Raw genomic sequence first — 18718 nt, 5'->3', positions numbered from 1 at the left:
ACGTCAAATACCAATTCCTTAGTCAGAAGGTCGTCTTGACGCTTATTGTTTGGATGAGGTTTTTTGAAGCTCTTTAATTCCCTTTTCGTATGCCATACTTGAACGATGAAACCAACTGACTTCAAAACTATTGTAGAGCGTTGCTCGACTTTAGGATTGACGATTTCGCAGGCACAACTCATGGCCAGCGCTGGGGAAGGCTTTGGCCCACTAGATCTTCCACATGTGCTCGGTCTAAACCCGATTACCATGGCCCCCTTGAAGCCCCGACAGTGGCTCTGGATGGCAGCGCAGACATGCAGCGTAAGCTATCGAAAAACACTCACACCAGAAACTTTGCGCAGTATTTTGACGACCGGTGATGTACCTGAAGACTATGTTTCCAATATCGTACATTTTCTTCAAGAGGCGCCGGTTCAGATTGTAGTGATGGCTGTTGATCAAGCTGCACAACAGAGTGGCTCACCTGCGGCATTTCTATGGCGAAACCTGGAGCTGATAGCTTCAATTTGGGAGTGTCATCGCTTATTTCCGCTACCAGCGACTCACCAGCCATAACGCGGCTCTTATAAGACCCCATTATCACTGCCGGTCGCCCGTACCCGAATTCATACGCCAAGATCCATTCAAGAATATATTAAAATAGCGAGCTATAAAGTAGCTCGTAAAGGAAGCGATTCAAGAAAGCACGTGTGAGATGAAGAAGAGCTGGCAATCTTAAGTCCTTGATTTCAAAAAGACCTCATTCAAGTTTCTATTCCGACGTAACACCGACAAGCCCATCCTGTTCCCAGGCGAAGAGCGCAGAAGTACACTGGCACGTATACATATAAGTATCAGCATCTCGCGTGCTGGCTGACGTGCACGCTCGCCATTGTAACGCGTCGCAATTGCAGGGCGCCCATCGGCCGGGAGTGCCCGAGGCCGACGCCTGCCGCAAGCCCGCCTCAATCGCGCAAGGCTTGCGCCGGCGCCATGCGCATGGCCGACCAGGTGTGCCGCACGGTGGCCAGCAAGGCCACCAGCATGGCCAGCAGCAATGCCGCCGCCAGAGGCCAGGCGCCCACCGGCGCGCGTTCGACAAAGCCGGCCAGGTAGCGCGCGATACCCAGGGCCGCCAGCGGCAGTCCCAATACGGCGCCGGCGGCGAGCAGCAGCATGAACTCGCGCCCCACCAGACGGGCAATGGCGGCGCGGCCTGCGCCATGCAACTTGCGCAGCACAATTTCGCGGCTGCGCCGCTGCACGCTATAGGCCGACAGCACGTAAATGCCGAAGGCGGCAAGCAGCATGGCGATCAGGCTGGCCAGGCCGAGCATGCGCGCCAGGCGCAGGTCTTCGGCATACATCGCCGTCAACAGGCTTTGCGCCGTGCGCAGTGCCAGCATGCGCTCCGGAAAATAGCGCCGCCACAGCGGCTCGATGCGCGCATGCGCCGCTGCCACATCATCATTGCTGCGCAAGGACAGCGCGCCGCCATGGCGCAGATCGAACAGCATCGGCTGGGCCGCCTGGCGCATGTCCTGGAAACGGATCGGCGGCGCAATGCCGATAATCACCTGCCCGTCCGGCATCGCCTGCCCCACGGCGGCCTGCGGCGTGGGATAGCCCAGCGCCAGCGCCGCCGCCGCATTCAGCACCACCACCTGGCTGCCGATCCGGTCCTGCGCCGCATCGAACAATCGCCCGTGCAAGGGCACGATGCGGTACAGCGCAAACCAGCCCGGCGTCATGGGTTTGTATTCCAGGCGCACGTCGCGCCCGTCGCGCGTCCTGACACTGCCGACGACCTTACTGCTATCACGCCCTACCGCTTCCAGGATGCCCGCCACGCCGGCGATGCCGGGCAGGCGCGCCAGCGCCTCTTCGAAGGCGCGCGCCTGCGGGCTCTCTTCGCTCCCGGGCGGCAAGTCCAGCACCAGCAAGCCGTCCGGCGCGAAGCCGGGCGAGGCGTGGCTGCCATACCAGGATTGCCAGCCGACCGCCAGGGTCGCGGCGCACAGCGCCATGGCGGCGCCGAACTGCAATACCGTCAGCACGCGGCGCAACCACAGGCCAGCCGCTGTTTCACTGTTGCCGCGGCCCGCCAGCGCGGGACCGGGCCGCACACGCAGCGCACACCAGGCGGGATAGGCGCCCGCACACAAGCCCGTGAACACGCCAAACAGCAAGGCGCCGACGCAGCGCCAGGCGGTGAACATATCGTCCAGCGGCCGCTGTACCAGCTCGGCAAAGAGCGGCAGCGCCAGCCAGGCCAGCAGCAAGCCGGCGGCGGCGGCCAGCAACGCCGTCAGCACCGACTCGGCCAGGAACTGCTGCATCAGGCGCGCCGCACCCGCACCAAGCAGCTTGCGCACGCCAATTTCGCGCTGGCGGCGCAAGGTGCGCACGGTGGCCAGATTCACATAATTGATGACGGCCAGGGCAAGTATCAGCAGCGCCAGCACGGCCAGTCCCACCATGCTGGCGCGCTGCCCATGGCGCGCCGCCGCGCGGCTGTTGTACAGGTCCGCATCGAAGTAAGCCTGCGCCAGCGGCAGCAGCGCGATGTCGGTGACGTTGCGCCCGTTAAGCGCGCGTCCCATGGATGCCCCGCGCACCTGCCGGTCTTGCGGCGAGTCGTTGACAGCCTGCTGCAGCAGCGCCGCCAGCGCGTCGGGTGCCACGCCGGGGCGCATCTGCAGGTAGATGGCGCCGCGCCCCCTGCCGGCAAAAGCGGCCTCGCGCTGCGCCGCCGGCCAGGCAGTGCTGAGCGTGCCCACCAACACTTCATACGGCACGCTGGTGTTGCGTTGATGGTCAGGCAGAATGGCGCGCACCTTCAGCGTGACGCCGCCGATCTGCAGCAACTGGCCCATCGCGGGCGCGTCGGCAAACAGCTTGCGCGCCGCCGTCTGCGTCAGCGCCACCGCATCGGGCTGCGCCAGCGCCGAACGCAGATCGCCCTGCAGCGCCGTCACGCCAAACAGGCTGGCGAAATCCACATCGACCGCTTGCACGTTCAGCGCATACGGACGCTCACCGCGCTGCACGGGCACATCAAGTTCCTTGACGATGCTCGCCATGGTAACGGCGCCGCTGCGCTGCGCCACGTCGCGCAGCGACAGGTAGGCAAAGTTCTGCCACTCGGGGCGGATGAACAGATTGATGCGCTGCTTGACCAGCAGCACGCGCTCGCGCTGCGGCACCTGGCTATCGTAGCCCAGGCTGTAGCCGACAAAGCCCAATAGCAGGAAGCAGGCTGCGAAACCCACCGCCAGACCCAGGATGACGGCGACCGAGGCGCCCCGCTGCTGCGCCAGCAGGCGCCAGCCGATGCGAAAATCAGCCGCCTTCATGCGGCCTGCAAGGCGTCGACCATGACGCGGCCGTCCAGCAAATGCAGGGTGCGCGATGCCTGCGCCGCGTGGTCGGGCGAATGGGTCACCATCACCACCGTCGTGCCCTCGGCATTGATGCTGCGCAGCAGGCGCATGACTTCATTGCCGTGCGCCGTATCGAGGTTGCCCGTCGGTTCATCGGCCAGCAAGACGGCCGGCCCGGCCACCAGTGCGCGCGCGATCGCCACGCGCTGCTGCTGACCGCCGGACAGTTGCGACGGCCGGTGTCCGGCGCGGTGGGCCACGCCCAGCTTGTCGAGCATGGCGGCCACGCGCTGGCGCCGTTCGCGCGCCGGCGTGCCGTTGTACTCGAGTGCCAGCTCCACGTTCTCGAACACGCTCAGTTCCTCGATCAGGTTGAAGCTCTGGAAGATGAAGCCGATGCGCCCGCGGCGCAGCGCATTGAGCTTCGCTTCGCGCCACCCCGCCACATTCTGGCCTTCGAACCAGTATTCGCCATGGCTGGGAATATCGAGCAAACCCAGCAGACCCAGCAGGGTCGATTTGCCGCAGCCCGACGGGCCGGTGATGGCGACATATTCGCCCGCCTCGATCTCGAGGTCGATGCGATCCAGGGCCTTGGTCTGGATATCGCCTGACTGATGCATCTTGCTGACGCCGACTAGTTTGAGCATGGGTGGTACCTTTATTGAGGATGAGGGGAATTTACCGGCTAATGTGCAATCTGGGGGAATTTCCATAGGCCGCGTAGGCCGACAGGATCACGCGCTCGCCTGCCTGCAACCCTTGCAGCACTTCGAGCTGGCTGTTGTTGCGCCGGCCGATACGCACGGCGCGCCGCTGCGCCTGCCCGCCTGACGCATCGAGCACGAAGACCCAGGCGCCGCCGCTGTCGTTGATGAAGGCGCCGTTCGGCAGCAGCAGCGCGGCAGCCGGCTCGCCCAGGGTGATCTGCGCATCGAGGCTTTGTCCCGGGTTGAGCACGGGCGGCTGGCCGTGCAGGAACACCAGTTCCACCGTGAAGCGGCCCTCCTTGATCTGCGGATAAATCGTCTGCACGCTCAGCGCGTAGCTTTGCCCAGCCTGGACGATGCTGGCATGCCGTCCCGCCGCCATGCGGTTCAGGTAAAACTCGTCCACCTTGGCCGACAGCTTGTAGCGCACAGGGTCGTCGATGCGGCCCACATTCTTGCCCGTCGCAATCGACTCGCCCACCTGCAGGCGGAAGTCCGTCAGCCGGCCGGCGGACGGCGCGCGCACGGCCAGGGCGTCGACCGTGGCGCCGACCAGCAGCAGGCCCGAACTGAGGCCCGCGATGGATGCGCCAAGCTGGCCGGCCGCATCGCGGCGTACGAGCGATTCCGCCTGCGCCGCCTGCTGCTCCTGCACCAGTGCGCGCTGCTGCTGCAGCAGTCTGTCGGCCGATTCCTCCAGCGCCATGCTGGAAATGAAGCCCTGCGCCGCCAGCCTGACATTGCGCGCATGCTGCTTGCCGCCCTGCTGCAGCGCGAACGCCAGGTCATCGAGGCGGCGTTGATGTTCGCTGGCGCTGGCCTGCTGCGCCACACGCAAGTTGGACAAGTTGAAAATCTGCTGCGCATGTTCGGCCTTGCGGGCCAGCAGTTCCAGGTTGCGCTGCGGATTGGAGATGCGGAACAGCAGCTGGCCCTTCTTGACCAGCGCGCCATCGCTGGCAAGCACCTCTTCGATGCGGCCCGACTCGACCGAATCGAGGAGTACGGAATGGAGCGGCTCGGCGCTGGCGCGCACCACCACTTCATCGAGGAAAATACCGCGCGCCACGACGCCGATGCGCAATTCGGCGGCAGGCACCTGCAAGCCGCGTGGCATGGCCCACCACCCCGCCGCGGCAAGCGCGACCAGCAGCATGCCCGCCAGACCGGCAACGACAAGTTTGCGCCGGCCACGCGGCACGCGCGTATCCATGGCCGCGCCGCTGGACGGCAAATGGGGCATGGCAGATTGAGGAGCAGGCATAGTTATTTTCACGTCTTTCGCACAAGTATTCGCCATCTATCAGCAAGCAGCGTGCCAGCAACAGACGCCACGCGGACATGCGGCACGCAGCCGTTCGCCAAGCCTGGCGACGCGACGCGGTGTCCCGCAGTGTCCACGCAGTGTCCATTTCCGGACAGCGGCTGTTCGCAAGCGCACAGCACCGGCAAACTGGCATGCCCGCGGCGACCGCCACGACGCCAGCACGGCTGCTAGAATGCGCCACCGACCGACGCTCACTATGCTCTCCATGGCCCACACCGCAGCCCACGTCCTGATCCTCGACGACGATATCGATGTCGCCTGCGCCGCACAGCTTTTGCTGCGGCGGCGCTACCGCGACGGCAAAATCGATACGCTGTGCGACCCTGCAGGCTTGCCCGCGCTGTTGGCCCGGGCGGTGCCGGACGTGGTGCTGCTCGACCTCAATTTCCAGCCCGGCCAGACCGATGGCGCACAAGGCCTGGCCTTGCTCGACTTGCTGCGCGCGCTGCCGCAACCGCCTGGCGTGATCGCCATGACGGCGTATGCCGATGTGCCGCTGGCCGTGGCGGCGCTGCAGCGCGGCGCCGGCGATTTCATCACCAAGCCCTGGGACAATGCGCGCCTGGCCGCCGCCGTCGAACAGGCGCTGGCGCGCCGCGCCGGCATGGCCATGCCAGGCACTGCTGCGCCGGACCTGATGGGCGATTCCCCGGCCATGCGCGAGCTGCGCGCGATGGTCGCCAGCGTCGGCCCCACCGAGGCAAACGTGATGGTGCTGGGTGAAAATGGCGTCGGCAAGGAACTGGTGGTGCGCGCCCTGCACCAGGCCTCGCGCCGCGCCGCCGGTCCCCTGCTGTCGGTCGACATGGGCGCCGTACCCGAGGCAACGTTCGAAAGCGAATTGTTCGGCCACCGCAAAGGCGCGTTCACCGATGCCAAACATGAACGCGCAGGGCGCTTCCAGGCGGCGCGCGGCGGCTCGCTCTTTCTCGATGAAATCGGCAATCTGCCGCTGGCGGCGCAAGCCAAGCTGTTGACGGCGCTGGAACGGCGCGAAGTGACGCCGCTGGGCGCCGACCTTCCGGAAGCAATCGACGTGCGCATCCTCAGCGCCACCAATGTCGATGAAGCACGGCTGTTCGATCCGGCCGTGTTCCGGCCCGACTTGCTGTTCCGTCTCAATACAATCGTGCTGCGCGTGCCGCCGCTGCGCGCGCGCCGCGACGATATTGCCATGCTGCTGCGGCACTACCTGGCGCACTACGAAAGCCAGTACCAGCGCGCCCCACGCGCGCCCAGCCCTGAGGCGCTCGACTACCTGCAACAGCATGACTGGCCGGGCAATGTGCGCGCGCTGCGCCATGCCTGCGAACGTGCCGTCATCCTGGGGCGCGAAGTGCACTATACGTGCAGCGATTTCGGCCTGTTCGACGGCCACGGCCAGGCGGCAGCGGCGCCCGCGACACCTGCCTATGCACGCCAGACGCTCGGCGCGCTGGAACGCGACGCCATCCACCGCACACTGGAACAGGTCGACGGCAATATCAGCCATGCGGCCAAGGCCCTGGGCATCAGTCGCGCCGCGCTGTACCGCAAGCTGAACAAACATGGCATCTGAGCGCAGCCTCAAGACGACGGCCAGCGCCAGCATCGCCGCCATGCTGGCGCCGGCCGGCGGCGCCGGCTATTTTTTCGCACTGGCGTCGCCGCGTCTGAGCGTGCTGTGCCTGCTGCTGGCCCTACCGCCAACGTGGCTGCTGTGCCGCTGCCTGCAACGCCTCGCGCCGCGCTTGTCGCGCCAAGAACCGGCGATGGCAGGGGCCATGGCGGCGGCAGCGCCGCCAACGCCCGATGAAGAATCGCTGAGGGCACTCGAAGCCTGTCTCGAACATGCGCCCATTGCCCTGTTCCGTATCCAGAACGGCACCGTGGAACGCAGCGTGACGCCACTCAATGCATGCGCTCGGCGCCAGTTGGCGCCAGGGCATGCGAGCGTACCGCAGCGATGGCAGCAACTGCTGGCGGCGCAACCGCCCGGCCAGCGCCGCCTGCTCAGTTTTGACACGGAGCGGGGTGTGGAACGGGCACTGGTGGCAGTGGCGGCGCTGACGCTGCAAGGGGCACCGCAGCACCTGGCCGCGCTGATGCCGGTGGAAAGCGAACTGGAAGCCGAAGCGCTCAATGCCTGGCGCGAACTGGTACAAGTGCTGACGCATGAAATCATGAATTCGCTGACGCCCGTCGCCTCGCTATCGCGCACGGCCTGCGACCTGCTGGCGGACGTGCGCCCCCTGCTGCCGCAAGACATCCATGCCGACCTGGCCACGGCGCTCGACGCCATCGCGCGCCGCGCCGCCAGCCTGGCCGATTTCGTGGCCAGCTACCGCAGCCTGTCCAACGTGCCCGCACCGCAGCCCGAAACGGTGCGCCTCGAACACCTGTTCCAGCGCCTGGAAGCCCTGCTGGCACCGGCCTGGCAGGCGCGCGGTGGCACGGCGGCATTTTCCGTCGAACCGGCATCGCTGGAAGTACGCATCGATGCAGGCCAGCTGGAACAGGCGCTGATCAATCTGCTCAAAAATGCCGCCGAAGCCACGCACGATATTGCCGCGCCGCGCGTCACGGTCAGCGCCCGCCTGAGCCGGGGCGCGCGCCTGCGCATCGAGGTGCGCGACAATGGCCATGGCGTGCCCGATACGCTGGCCGCGCACATTTTCATGCCGTTTTTCTCGACCAGAAAGCAGGGGCGCGGCATCGGCCTGGCACTGGTGCGCCACCTGGCCCATGCCAACGGCGGCACCTTGCGCCATGCGCGTCCAGTCGGTGCCGGCGCCTGTTTCCTGCTCAGTTTTTAAGGTGGACGCCGCCGCGTCCAGTACATGCGCCTGCAGTTCAACCCGCGTTTTACGCAGTTCATCGCATTTCCCTTCTAGCCAGCATGCCGCTTTGCTATCTTGTCATCGACAGCACGGCAGCCGCGGCGCGGCAGCCGGCTTTTTTCTTGTCCGGAACTACAACAATCATAAAGGAAACACCATGCGTACCTTGCTGGCCCTGTGCTGTGCCGTTGCCCTTGGCGGTTGCGCCATCGTCATCAACCCCAACGATGGCGAAGTGCGCTATGCCGACGCGGGTGGCAATGCCATCCAGGGCAACGAGCAAGTGAGCCGCGACGTGCGCCAGGTCAGCACCATCAACACGCTCGACATCGACAGCATGAAGCGCATCGATATGAAAATCGATGTGCGCTTCGGGCCGGCAACCTCACTGGTGATCGAAGCGGACAGCAATCTGCAGCCGCGTATCCATAGCGAAGTGAGCGGCAATACCCTGCGCATCTGGAGCGATACGAACATTCGCAGCAGCAATGGCATCCACGTCATTTATACGACGCCGCAATTGAAGAAGATCAATATTTCCGGCTCTGGCCGCCTGGTGGCCAGTGGTTTCAATGGCGAAGATTTCAGCCTGGAGCAGCGCGGTTCGATGAAGAGCGAATTGTCGGGCACGGTGGGACGCTTCGATGTGGCCAACAATGGCTCGGGCAGCATCAACGCGGCGGCCCTCATCAGCGGCAACACGGACGCGGTGCAGAACGGTTCGGGCAACATCCAGCTGGGCAGCGTGCGCGGCGAACGCATCAACGTGGCCGTCAACGGCTCGGGCAGCATCAACGCCAGCGGCACCGTGCAGCGCCTCGATGCCAACGTGAATGGCTCGGGCGATATCAACCTGGCCGCCCTGCGCAGCGACGTTGCCTATCTGGCGAGCAATGGTTCCGGCGACATCGATGTCACCGTCCAGAATGAAGTCAACGCCCGCGCCAGCGGCTCCGGCCGCATCACCGTGCACGGCGATCCTGCCCGCCGCACCCTGTCAGGCAAGCGCGTCAGCATCGTGCGCTAATCGCGCTCCTGGCACAGCACGGGGGCCGGCTTGCTATACTGTCGGCCCCTGTCCCTTTTCACTCACCGCCATGCCGTCCCCCGCCGTTTCCCTGGCATGCCGCCCCTCCTGCGGCGCCTGCTGCACCGCACCGTCCATCACCAGCCCGATTCCCGGCATGCCGGATGGAAAGCCTGCAGGCGTGCGCTGCGTGCAGTTGGCCGACGACAACCGTTGCAAGATCTTTGGCCGGCCGGAGCGGCCCCCGTTTTGCGGCGGCTTGCAGCCATCGGCAGACATGTGCGGTACCAGCCGCGAACATGCCATCCGCTGGCTGGACGAACTGGAACAGGCAACGACACCGCACAACTGATACGCGCACAGGCCACCATCGGCTACGTTTTCACACCACGCTGACCTGCATACGCGGCAAAAATGAACGGCTTTGCCGCATCAAGTTCCACGAGCGTACTGATGCTGATCTCCAGGTTACCCGTGCCCCAATGCCCGATGGCCGTCACGTCGCGCGCTTTTGGCAGGACGTGCAATACCGGGGCCGGGTCGATGTGCAAGTACAGCGCGAGGCAGTTCTTCTTGTGTATCACCACCGTCGCAAAGTTCTTCAACCGTTTGAAAGCCAGGTACAAGCGCAGCTCTTTACGTTCAACGTCATCGCCCAGCGACATCGTGTAATCCTCCAGCGAGGCCAACAACTGACGCATGGGTTCCGACAAACCTGCCAACACTTCCACAAATGCTCTGTCTGGTCCCGTCGGCTTGTTCGTGCCCACCTCGGCGGGTCCAGCAGCCATGGTGTCCAAGCTGGCTGGCGCCGATGTCTGCCGCTTGGCAGGGCCTTTCTTTGTTGCTGGATCCATGCCGGCGCTGGCGGACTCAAGCAGAAGCAGATCCTCTGCAAATCGGCGATAGCGGATAAGTTCTATCGTCCGGCCTATCTGCTGGACGGCATGGCTATCGAACTTGGTAAAGTCAGCTGCAATGCAAATCACCCGCGGCGCGCTCCAATCGATGGCCTCCGATGCCAGCTTGCCCAGTTTGTCGAGGACCAGCAGTTGAAAGTCGGCCTGATGGTCCATCAACCAGTCCAGGTAGTACAAGCCTTGATTGATGACATTTTCACCAACCGACCGTTTGTACTCAAGAATGACCGGGCAATTGTTCTCATCCAATCCAAGGGAATCGATGCGGCCGGAATGCGTCTTGCCGGTCGAATACTCGCTCGCCAGAAAACGGATGCTCAGCAAAGTATCGAGGTTTGCCTCGATCAGGGTCTGCAATGGTTTTTCCAGGTCCGATGCGCTACCTTGCAGTTCCTGGGCTTGGCCATGGGCCAACTTGAAAAGTTTAATGTCGCTCATCCGTCTGTTTCCCTTATTCCTTGGCAAGCAAACACCAAGGTGCATCAAGATATCGGCGATGAGCATAAACGTAAATTTATCTTTTTTGCAAATTGATTTGCAACAGGGATACGATGGGCAGTCCCTGCCCGCTCCGATCCTGAGCACGATACCCGCATCAGATAAACGTTGACGGACTTTGCACGTTTGCGTATATTTATGCGCATTCATGCACGTTTAAAAAATATACCCATGTCCGCCACCTTGCTCCTCAAACAGCGCCACGCGCTGATCCAGCAACAATTGCACGCCGACGGCCGCGTGCTGGCGCTGGACCTGGCGCGCCAGCTCGACGTGTCCGAAGATACGATACGGCGCGACCTGCGCGAGATGGCGGCGGCCGGCCTGTGCCAGCGCGTGTATGGCGGCGCCCTGCCGCTGGCGCCTGATGGCGGCAGTTTGACGCAGCGCAAACAGGAAGCGCCGGAACGCAAGGCGCGCCTGGCGCAGGCCGCCGTTTCCCTCGTGCGCGCGGGCCAGGTGCTGTTTCTCGATGCAGGTTCAACCAACCTGGCCATCGCCAGCGCCTTGCCAGAGTTAGTGCTCACTGTCGTCACCAACGCGCCAACCATTGCCATGGCGCTCATGGAACGCCCGGAAATCGAACTCATCATGGCGGGTGGCAGGGTCGACCGCCGTGCCGGTGCCAGCCTGGGCCCGCAGGCGCTGCGCACCGTCGAGCGCATGCGTCCCGACCTGTGCTTCCTGGGCGCCTGCGGCGCCGATGCGGAAGCGGGCGTAACGGCGTTCAACTACGACGAGGCCGAATTCAAGCGCAGCATCGCCGGCGCCAGTAAGGCGGTCGTCGTCGCCGTCACCAGCGACAAGCTGGGCACGGCCGCCCCCTTCGGCGTGCTGGCCACGGGCTTGCTGCAGCACTTGGTGCTCGAAGCCGATGCCGACGCGGCCCACATTGCCGCCTTCGAACGACTGGGCGTGCAAGTGCTGCGCGCCCGCGCCTGACTTTATCCACCCCGACTCTCGAAAAGCTCTCCCATGCATCTTACCGGCACCCTGCAACAACGCGCCACGCGCCTGGTGTTCTTCGCCGCCGGCCTCGGCATGGCCGCCTGGGCGCCCCTGGTTCCCTACGCCAAGTCGCGCCTGGGCCTTGATGAAGCCACCCTCGGCATCTTGCTGCTGTGCCTGGGCGCCGGCTCGCTGTGCGCCATGCCATTTACGGGCATGCTCGCGGCCCGCTTCGGCTGCCGCAAGGTCATCGTCGGCGCCGGCCTGCTGCTGACCGCCATCCTGCCCGGCCTGGCGCTGGCCGCCACACCGCTGCAACTGAGCCTGGTGCTGCTGGTGTTCGGCGCGGCCATGGGCACGTTCGACGTGGCCATCAACATCCAGGCCGTGATCATCGAAAAAGCCAATGGCGGCGCCATGATGTCGGGTTTTCATGCGCTGTTCAGCGTGGGCGGCTTTGCCGGTGCGGCTTGCATGGCCCTGCTGCTGTGGCTCGGCCTGACACCGGCCTGGTCCTGCGTGGTGGTGATGCTGCTGCTGTGCGGCGTACTGGGTGCGGCGCAAGGCCATCTGCTGCCGACGGCATCCAACTCGGGCAAAAAGACCCCGCTGTTCGTCATGCCGCATGGCGCCGTCATTTTTATCGGCTTGCTGTGCTTTATCGTCTTCCTGGCCGAAGGCGCGATTCTCGACTGGAGCGCCCTGTTCCTCACCACCACGCGCGGCGTGGAAGAAGCCAAGGGCGGCCTCGGCTACGCCGCCTTCGCCATCGCCATGACAGTGGGCCGCTTCACGGGCGACAAGGTAGTCAGCCGCTTTGGCGGCAAGCGCGTGCTCACTTTCGGCGGCTTGTTTGCAGCAGCAGGCTTCTTCCTGGCCGTGCTGGCGCCGCACGCCAGCCTGGCCATGGCAGGCTTCGTGCTGATCGGCCTGGGCGCGGCGAACATCGTGCCCATCCTGTTCACGGCCGCAGGCAACCAGCGTGCCATGCCGGCCAGTTTGGCGGTGGCGGCCATCACCACCATCGGCTATGCCGGCATCCTGGCCGGTCCGGCGGTCATCGGTTTCGTGGCGCACGCCACCAGCCTGAATATCGCCTTCGCCATGCTGGGTGCCGCCCTGCTGCTGGTGGCGGCCAGCGCGCGCCTGGTAGCGCCGGCAAAACAGGTATCCTGATCCCTCCTCCTGCCTGGCGGACGGTGCTAAAAAAGCGCCGCCCGCCAGCGCCCAAATAAGGTCGGTAAGCCTCCGGCATGGTAAGCTTCGACCCCGCGCACATTGCTGGCGCCACGCACTCACCCCATCCTGTCACTTATATTCGTACTTATACCCTTTTATACATCTATGGATCTCATTCTTGCGTTAAAAGCCATCATCATGGGGCTGGTCGAAGGTTTTACCGAATTTTTGCCGATTTCTTCCACGGGGCATTTGATCCTGGCCGGCAGCCTGCTCGACTTTACCAAGGATGTATCAAAGGAAGTCATGGATGTCTTCGAGATCGCCATCCAGGCCGGCGCCATCCTGGCCGTCTGCTGGGAGTACCGCCAGCGCATCGGCAGCGTGCTGTCCACTTTCAGCACCGAGGTCAAGTCGCGCAAGTTCGTGCTGAACGTGGCCATCGCCTTCCTCCCGCTGGCCGTTATCGGACTGGCGATTGGCAAGATGATCAAGCATGCGCTGTTCAAGCCCGTGCCCGTGGCCATGGCCTTCATCATCGGCGGCATCATCATCTTGCTGGTGGAACGCCGCGCGCGGGCCAATCCCGTCACCGTGCGCGTCAACTCGGTCGATGAAATGACTGCGCTCGACGCATTGAAAGTGGGCTGCGCGCAGGCGTTCGCGCTGATTCCCGGCACCAGCCGTTCCGGCTCGACCATCATCGGTGGCATGCTGCTTGGCCTGTCGCGTAAGACGGCCACCGAATTCTCGTTCTTCCTGGCCATCCCCACCCTGCTGGCGGCCACCTTCTACTCGCTGTACAAAGCGCGCGACATCCTCTCGGCCACCGACGTGCCCTTGTTCGGCCTGGGCACCGTGGCCGCCTTCATCTCCGCCTTCCTGTGCGTGCGCTGGCTGCTGCGCTATATCAGCTCGCACGACTTCACGTTTTTTGCCTGGTACCGCATTGTGTTTGGCTTGCTGGTCCTGGCCAGCGCCCACTACGGCTGGGTTGTTTGGGCAGAATAAGGCACTATGAATCAAGATCTTAACCAGCGCGCGCTGCACCTGCTGCAAACCGTTTTCGGCTATCCCGCCTTCCGCGGCCAGCAAGCCGACATCGTCGACCACGTCAGCCATGGCGGCGATGCGCTGGTGCTGATGCCCACGGGCGGCGGCAAATCGTTGTGCTATCAAATTCCGGCCCTGCTGCGCGATGGCGTCGGCGTCGTCGTTTCGCCGCTGATCGCGCTGATGCAGGACCAGGTAGATGCGCTGGAGGAAGTCGGCGTACGCGCCGCCTTCCTCAATTCCACGCAAACCTACGAAGAAGCAAGCCGCATCGAGCGCCTGGTACGCACGGGCGGCATCGACGTCGTCTACGTGGCGCCCGAGCGCCTGATGACGCAACGTTGCCTGGATCTGTTCCAAGCCTCGAAGATATCCCTGTTCGCCATCGACGAGGCGCATTGCGTGGCCCAGTGGGGCCACGACTTCCGCCCCGAATACATCAAGCTGTCAGTGCTGCACGAGCAGTTCCCGGACGTGCCGCGCATCGCGCTCACGGCCACGGCCGACCCGCAGACGCGCGCCGAAATCGCCCTGCGTTTGCAGCTGGAAGACGCGCGCCAGTTCGTCTCGTCCTTCGACCGCCCGAACATCCGCTACCAGATCGTGGAAAAGGCGAACGGCCGCAAGCAGCTGCTCGATTTCATCAACACCGAGCACACAGGCGACTGCGGCATCGTCTACTGCCTGTCGCGCAAAAAGGTTGAAGAGACGGCGGAATTTTTGAACCAGAGCGGCATCCGCGCCCTGCCGTATCACGCCGGCATGGAATACGCCAAGCGCAGCGCCAACCAGTCGCGCTTCCTGCGCGAAGAAAACATCGTCATGGTCGCCACCATCGCCTTCGGCATGGGCATCGACAAGCCCGACGTGCGCTTCGTGGCGCATCTGGATCTGCCGAAAAGCATCGAGGGCTATTACCAGGAAACGGGCCGCGCGGGCCGCGACGGCATGGCCGCCAATGCCTGGATGGCGTACGGCTTGCAAGACGTGGTGCTGCAGCGGCGCATGATCGACGAATCGGAGGCGGACGACACCTTCAAGCGCGTGCTGGGCGTGAAACTCGACGCCATGCTGGGCCTGTGCGAAACGCTCAGCTGCCGCCGCATGCGCTTGCTCGAATACTTCGGCGAACCGGCTTCGCCGTGCGGCAATTGCGACACCTGCCTGGTGCCGCCCGTGTCGTTCGACGGCACGGTGCCCGTGCAAAAACTGCTGTCGGCCATCTACCGCGTCGACCAGCGCTTCGCTGGCGGTCACGTGATCGACGTGCTGCGCGGCGTGGAATCGGAACGCATCAAGACCTGGCACCACGATTCACTCTCCGTCTTCGGCATCGGTTCGGACCTGGGCGAAGCGGAGTGGAAGTCGATCCTGCGCCAGGCCATCGCGCTGGGCCTCGTCTCGGTCGATCATGAACAATACAGCTCGCTGAAATTGACGGACGCCTCGCGCCCCGTGCTCAAGGGCGGCCAGAAAGTGCAGCTGCGCCAGTACCAGAAACCGGTGAAAACCAGCAAGCGCAGCACCAGCGTGGCGAAGGGCTATGTCGAGACGGACCTGTCGAGCAGCGAACAGGCGATCTTCGACAAGCTGCGCTGGTGGCGCGTGGAGACGGCGCGCACGCACAATGTGCCGGCCTACGTGATTTTCGTCGACGCCACCCTGCGCGAAATCGCCAAGGCCAAGCCTACCTCGCTGGAACAGATGCGCGGCGTGAGCGGCGTGGGCGAGAAAAAACTCGCCTCGTACGGCGATGATATCGTCGCCATGATCCTGGAGATGATGTGATGGAAGCCCTCTCGTCCGACCTGATCTATCAGGCCGTGAAAATCCTCGGCGCCCAGCCCGACGCCGACGACGCGGTGGAAGCGCAAGTCCGTGCCCTGGTAGGCGACGACCTCACCATGCGCCGCCTGGCCGATGTGGTGCCGGAAGCCTTCGGCCTGGTGCTAGCTTCGCACCTTCCCGGCGCCGAAAACATGACCTTGCCCGACACCTTCCGCGCCCAGGACGAGGACGGCGAATGGGTGGCGTTCCCCATGCGCCGCGAACCGATCTTTGTCGTCGCCCTGGACATCGCCCAACACACCTTTCACAACGGCCCGCGCGCGCTGATGAAAAACCTGGCAGACCGCAGCTCTTTGTTGTCGGCCATCAGCAATGCCCTGAACGCGGGCGGCTCGCTCGATAGCACGACTTTGGGCCCACCGTCCTTCTTCGGCCTGCCCGCCGCGCTGTACCGGCCCGTGGCATCGATTGACACGCCCTGACCACATTGCCTCTGCCCTTGATAAGAGAACGATCCTGCGATGGAAACCAAATGGCTGGAAGACTTCATCTCGCTCGCTGAAACGCATAACTTCAGCCGTTCCGCGGCCCTGCGCCACGTCACCCAGCCGGCATTCTCGCGGCGCATCCAGTCGTTGGAAAACTGGCTCGGCATCGACCTCGTCGACCGTACCTCCTACCCCACGCGCTTGACGCCGGCCGGCGCCGTGTTCTACGAGCAGGCGCTGGAAATGCTGGGGCAAATCAACGGTGTGCGCGCCCTGTTGCGTGGCAAGCGCGCGGCCACGCAAACGAGCGTCGACTTCGCCGTGCCGCACACCCTGTCGCTGACTTTCATGCCGAAGTGGCTGACGGCCCTGGAAGACGGTTTTGCGCCGATCAACAGCCGCCTGATGGCCCTGAACGTGCACGATGCCGTGCTGCAACTGGTCGACGGCGGCTGCGACCTGCTGCTGTGCTATCACCACCCGCGCCAGCCGGTGCAGCTGGACCCGGGCCGCTACGACATGCTGGTGATGGGCCGCGAAACCCTGCGCGCGTATGCGCGCTGCGGCCAGGACAAGGTGCCGGATTTCGTCCTGCCCGGCAGCGCCAAGGAACCGCTGCCGTTCCTCTCCTACACCAGCAATGCCTACCTGGGACGCATGGTGGAATTGCTGGTGGCCGATGCCAAGGCGCCGCTGTTCCTGGAAACCTGCTACGAAACGGACATGGCCGAAGGCCTCAAAATGATGGCGCTGGAAGGCCGCGGCATCGCCTTCCTGCCGGAATCGGCCGTCATGCGCGACGTCAAATACAAGCATCTGGCGCGCGCCGATGGCGGCGCGCCAGGCTGGGAAATCGAGCTGGAAATCCGTTTGTACCGCGAACGCCCGTCAAGCCTGCGTCCCGGCAAGCAGATCGTCGAAAGCCTGTGGCAATACCTGGTACAGGCGCAGGATGGCAAGGCGCGCGCCGGCAAGCGCCGCAAACGCGCCATCGAGACCGCCCCATCCTGACTGGCAATCCTGGCAACATAACTATGCAATAAATGCATAACCGGATGCGCACAAAGCATTGGCCGGGGCATGAGGCTATCGCCTACGATGCGGTTCCGCTGCGCGCAACTCAATTGGGTGCGCCTACCACAGCATTTTTGGATGCCAGGAAAAATCGTAGCGAGCGGCAGTGATTTGTGGCCGAGAAGCGCAGCTGTACGAAGGTACAGCGAGCATCGCCGGCCGCAAAGCACGACGCGCAGTAGATTTTTCGGCATTACACCACCGTTTTGTCAGGAGCTTATCAAGCATGACCAGCAAGCACGCACTTCCTTCCTACCTCAATCCTGAAGACCTGGGCCCATGGGGCGTCTACCTCGAGCAGATCGACCGCGTTACGCCTTACCTGGGTAACCTGTCACGCTGGGTGGAAACGCTGAAGCGTCCAAAGCGCATCCTGACGGTCGACGTGCCTATCGAGCGCGATGACGGCACCATTGCCCACTACGAAGGCTACCGCGTGCAGCACAATCTGTCGCGCGGCCCGGGCAAGGGCGGCGTGCGCTTCCACCAGGACGTGACCTTGTCGGAAGTGATGGCCCTGTCGGCCTGGATGACGGTCAAGAATGCAGCGGTCAACGTGCCATACGGCGGCGCCAAGGGCGGTATCCGTGTCGATCCGAAGACCCTGTCGCGCAACGAACTGCAGCGCCTGACGCGCCGCTACACGAGCGAGATCAGCATGATCATCGGACCGAACAAGGATATCCCTGCACCGGACGTCAACACGAATGAACAAGTCATGGCGTGGATGATGGACAGCTACGCCATGATCGGCGGCAATATGTCGACCGGCGTGGTAACGGGTAAACCGATCTCGCTGGGCGGCAGCCTGGGTCGCCGCGATGCGACGGGCCGCGGCGTGTTCGTCGTCGGTTGCGATGCGGCCGCCAAGGTCGGCATGTCGCTCGAAGGCGCGAAAGTCATCGTGCAAGGTTTCGGCAACGTGGGCGGCGTCGCTGCACGCATGTTCGCTGAAGCCGGTTCGAAAATCGTCGCGGTACAAGACCACAAGACCACCGTGGTGCATGCCGGCGGCTTGAACATCCCGCAATTGCTGGCACACGTGGCCGAAGTGGGCAGCGTCGAAGGCTTCCCGGGCGCCGAGGCATTCGTGCCACGCGAAGATTTCTGGGGCATCGATTGCGACATCCTGATCCCGGCCGCTTTGGAACAGCAAATCACGGCCGAACGCGCACAAGTTATTCGCGCGAAGATCATCCTGGAAGGCGCCAATGGCCCGACCCTGCCGGCAGCGGACGACATCCTGACCGACCGCGGCGTGCTGATCGTGCCGGACGTGCTGGCCAACGCCGGTGGCGTGACCGTCAGCTATTTCGAGTGGGCACAGAACTTCTCGAGCTTCTTCTGGACCGAAGAAGAAATCAACAGCCGCCTGACCCGCATCATGCGCGAAGCGTTCGATTCAGTATGGCAAGTGTCGCAAGAGAAGAAAGTGTCGATGCGTACCGCCACCTTCATCCTGGCGTGCACCCGTGTTCTCCAGGCTCGCGAAGTACGCGGCTTGTATCCTTAATAGCTGCTT

General features: G+C 63.8%; 16 protein-coding genes. 12 read left to right on the top strand and 4 right to left on the bottom strand.

Annotated features, from left to right (window positions below; translation table 11 throughout):
- Positions 1-105 precede the first annotated feature (105 nt).
- Positions 106-558 carry a hypothetical protein gene (locus tag ACQ4W7_RS22720; RefSeq protein ID WP_436533423.1) on the top strand — a complete coding sequence of 151 codons (453 nt, stop codon included), beginning with the start codon at positions 106-108 and terminating at the stop codon, positions 556-558.
- A gap of 389 nt (positions 559-947) precedes the next feature.
- Here ACQ4W7_RS22720 and ACQ4W7_RS22715 read toward each other — a convergent pair whose 3' ends face one another.
- The 3 genes from ACQ4W7_RS22715 to ACQ4W7_RS22705 are packed head-to-tail and all read right to left on the bottom strand — an operon-like array spanning position 948 to position 5339.
- Entirely contained in the window at positions 948-3338 is a 2391-nt protein-coding gene (locus ACQ4W7_RS22715) for an ABC transporter permease (protein WP_426071803.1), read from the bottom strand.
- Positions 3335-4015 (bottom strand): ABC transporter ATP-binding protein, encoded by a 681-nt coding sequence (locus tag ACQ4W7_RS22710; protein WP_426071802.1) that lies wholly within the window; start codon positions 4013-4015, stop codon positions 3335-3337. Before ACQ4W7_RS22710 ends, ACQ4W7_RS22715 begins: the two co-directional genes overlap by 4 nt.
- A 31-nt stretch (positions 4016-4046) precedes the next feature.
- Positions 4047-5339, bottom strand: coding sequence for an efflux RND transporter periplasmic adaptor subunit (locus tag ACQ4W7_RS22705; RefSeq protein ID WP_436533420.1), 1293 nt, complete (start codon positions 5337-5339; stop codon positions 4047-4049).
- A gap of 268 nt (positions 5340-5607) precedes the next feature.
- On the opposite strand from ACQ4W7_RS22705, the gene ACQ4W7_RS22700 reads away from it, so the two are divergent.
- The 4 genes from ACQ4W7_RS22700 (at position 5608) to ACQ4W7_RS22685 (ending at position 9600) form a co-directional block, all read left to right on the top strand.
- On the top strand, positions 5608-6960 hold the full coding sequence (locus ACQ4W7_RS22700) for a sigma-54-dependent transcriptional regulator (RefSeq protein ID WP_436533418.1): 1353 nt from the start codon (positions 5608-5610) through the stop codon (positions 6958-6960).
- The gene (locus ACQ4W7_RS22695; protein ID WP_436533416.1) at positions 6950-8197 is read left to right on the top strand and encodes a sensor histidine kinase; all 1248 of its coding nucleotides are present in this window, start codon (positions 6950-6952) and stop codon (positions 8195-8197) included. Before ACQ4W7_RS22700 ends, ACQ4W7_RS22695 begins: the two co-directional genes overlap by 11 nt.
- 181 nt (positions 8198-8378) lie before the next feature.
- Positions 8379-9248 carry a head GIN domain-containing protein gene (locus ACQ4W7_RS22690; protein ID WP_426071798.1) on the top strand — a complete coding sequence of 290 codons (870 nt, stop codon included), beginning with the start codon at positions 8379-8381 and terminating at the stop codon, positions 9246-9248.
- Between the two features lie 70 nt (positions 9249-9318).
- Positions 9319-9600, top strand: a complete 282-nt coding sequence (locus ACQ4W7_RS22685; RefSeq protein WP_436533414.1) for a YkgJ family cysteine cluster protein — start codon at positions 9319-9321, stop codon at positions 9598-9600.
- 22 nt (positions 9601-9622) lie between these two features.
- Here ACQ4W7_RS22685 and ACQ4W7_RS22680 read toward each other — a convergent pair whose 3' ends face one another.
- Positions 9623-10606, bottom strand: a complete 984-nt coding sequence (locus ACQ4W7_RS22680) for a DUF5655 domain-containing protein (RefSeq protein ID WP_436533412.1) — start codon at positions 10604-10606, stop codon at positions 9623-9625.
- A gap of 231 nt (positions 10607-10837) precedes the next feature.
- Between ACQ4W7_RS22680 and ACQ4W7_RS22675 the strand changes: the two genes are divergently transcribed.
- From ACQ4W7_RS22675 to ACQ4W7_RS22645, 7 genes are all read left to right on the top strand, one after another.
- On the top strand, positions 10838-11608 hold the full coding sequence (locus ACQ4W7_RS22675) for a DeoR/GlpR family DNA-binding transcription regulator (RefSeq protein WP_436533410.1): 771 nt from the start codon (positions 10838-10840) through the stop codon (positions 11606-11608).
- Positions 11609-11641: 33 nt separating this feature from the next.
- Complete coding sequence (locus ACQ4W7_RS22670) at positions 11642-12790, top strand: MFS transporter (protein WP_436533408.1); 1149 nt, start codon at positions 11642-11644, stop codon at positions 12788-12790.
- 168 nt (positions 12791-12958) lie between these two features.
- On the top strand, positions 12959-13804 hold the full coding sequence (locus tag ACQ4W7_RS22665; protein WP_436533406.1) for an undecaprenyl-diphosphate phosphatase: 846 nt from the start codon (positions 12959-12961) through the stop codon (positions 13802-13804).
- 6 nt (positions 13805-13810) lie between these two features.
- On the top strand, positions 13811-15634 hold the full coding sequence (gene recQ / locus ACQ4W7_RS22660; protein ID WP_426071792.1) for a DNA helicase RecQ: 1824 nt from the start codon (positions 13811-13813) through the stop codon (positions 15632-15634).
- Positions 15631-16116 carry a hypothetical protein gene (locus ACQ4W7_RS22655; protein ID WP_436533404.1) on the top strand — a complete coding sequence of 162 codons (486 nt, stop codon included), beginning with the start codon at positions 15631-15633 and terminating at the stop codon, positions 16114-16116. The genes recQ and ACQ4W7_RS22655 overlap by 4 nt, the downstream gene beginning before the upstream one ends.
- 39 nt (positions 16117-16155) lie before the next feature.
- The gene (locus ACQ4W7_RS22650) at positions 16156-17133 is read left to right on the top strand and encodes a LysR family transcriptional regulator (protein ID WP_436533402.1); all 978 of its coding nucleotides are present in this window, start codon (positions 16156-16158) and stop codon (positions 17131-17133) included.
- 289 nt (positions 17134-17422) lie between these two features.
- Positions 17423-18709, top strand: a complete 1287-nt coding sequence (locus tag ACQ4W7_RS22645) for a Glu/Leu/Phe/Val family dehydrogenase (RefSeq protein WP_100874666.1) — start codon at positions 17423-17425, stop codon at positions 18707-18709.
- Positions 18710-18718: the final 9 nt, after the last annotated feature.

Source organism: Janthinobacterium algoris (assembly GCF_051380935.1).
Classification (GTDB): domain Bacteria; phylum Pseudomonadota; class Gammaproteobacteria; order Burkholderiales; family Burkholderiaceae_D; genus Janthinobacterium.
Note: the sequence above shows the minus strand (reverse complement) of the source record. Positions and strands in the feature narration are given on the sequence as shown.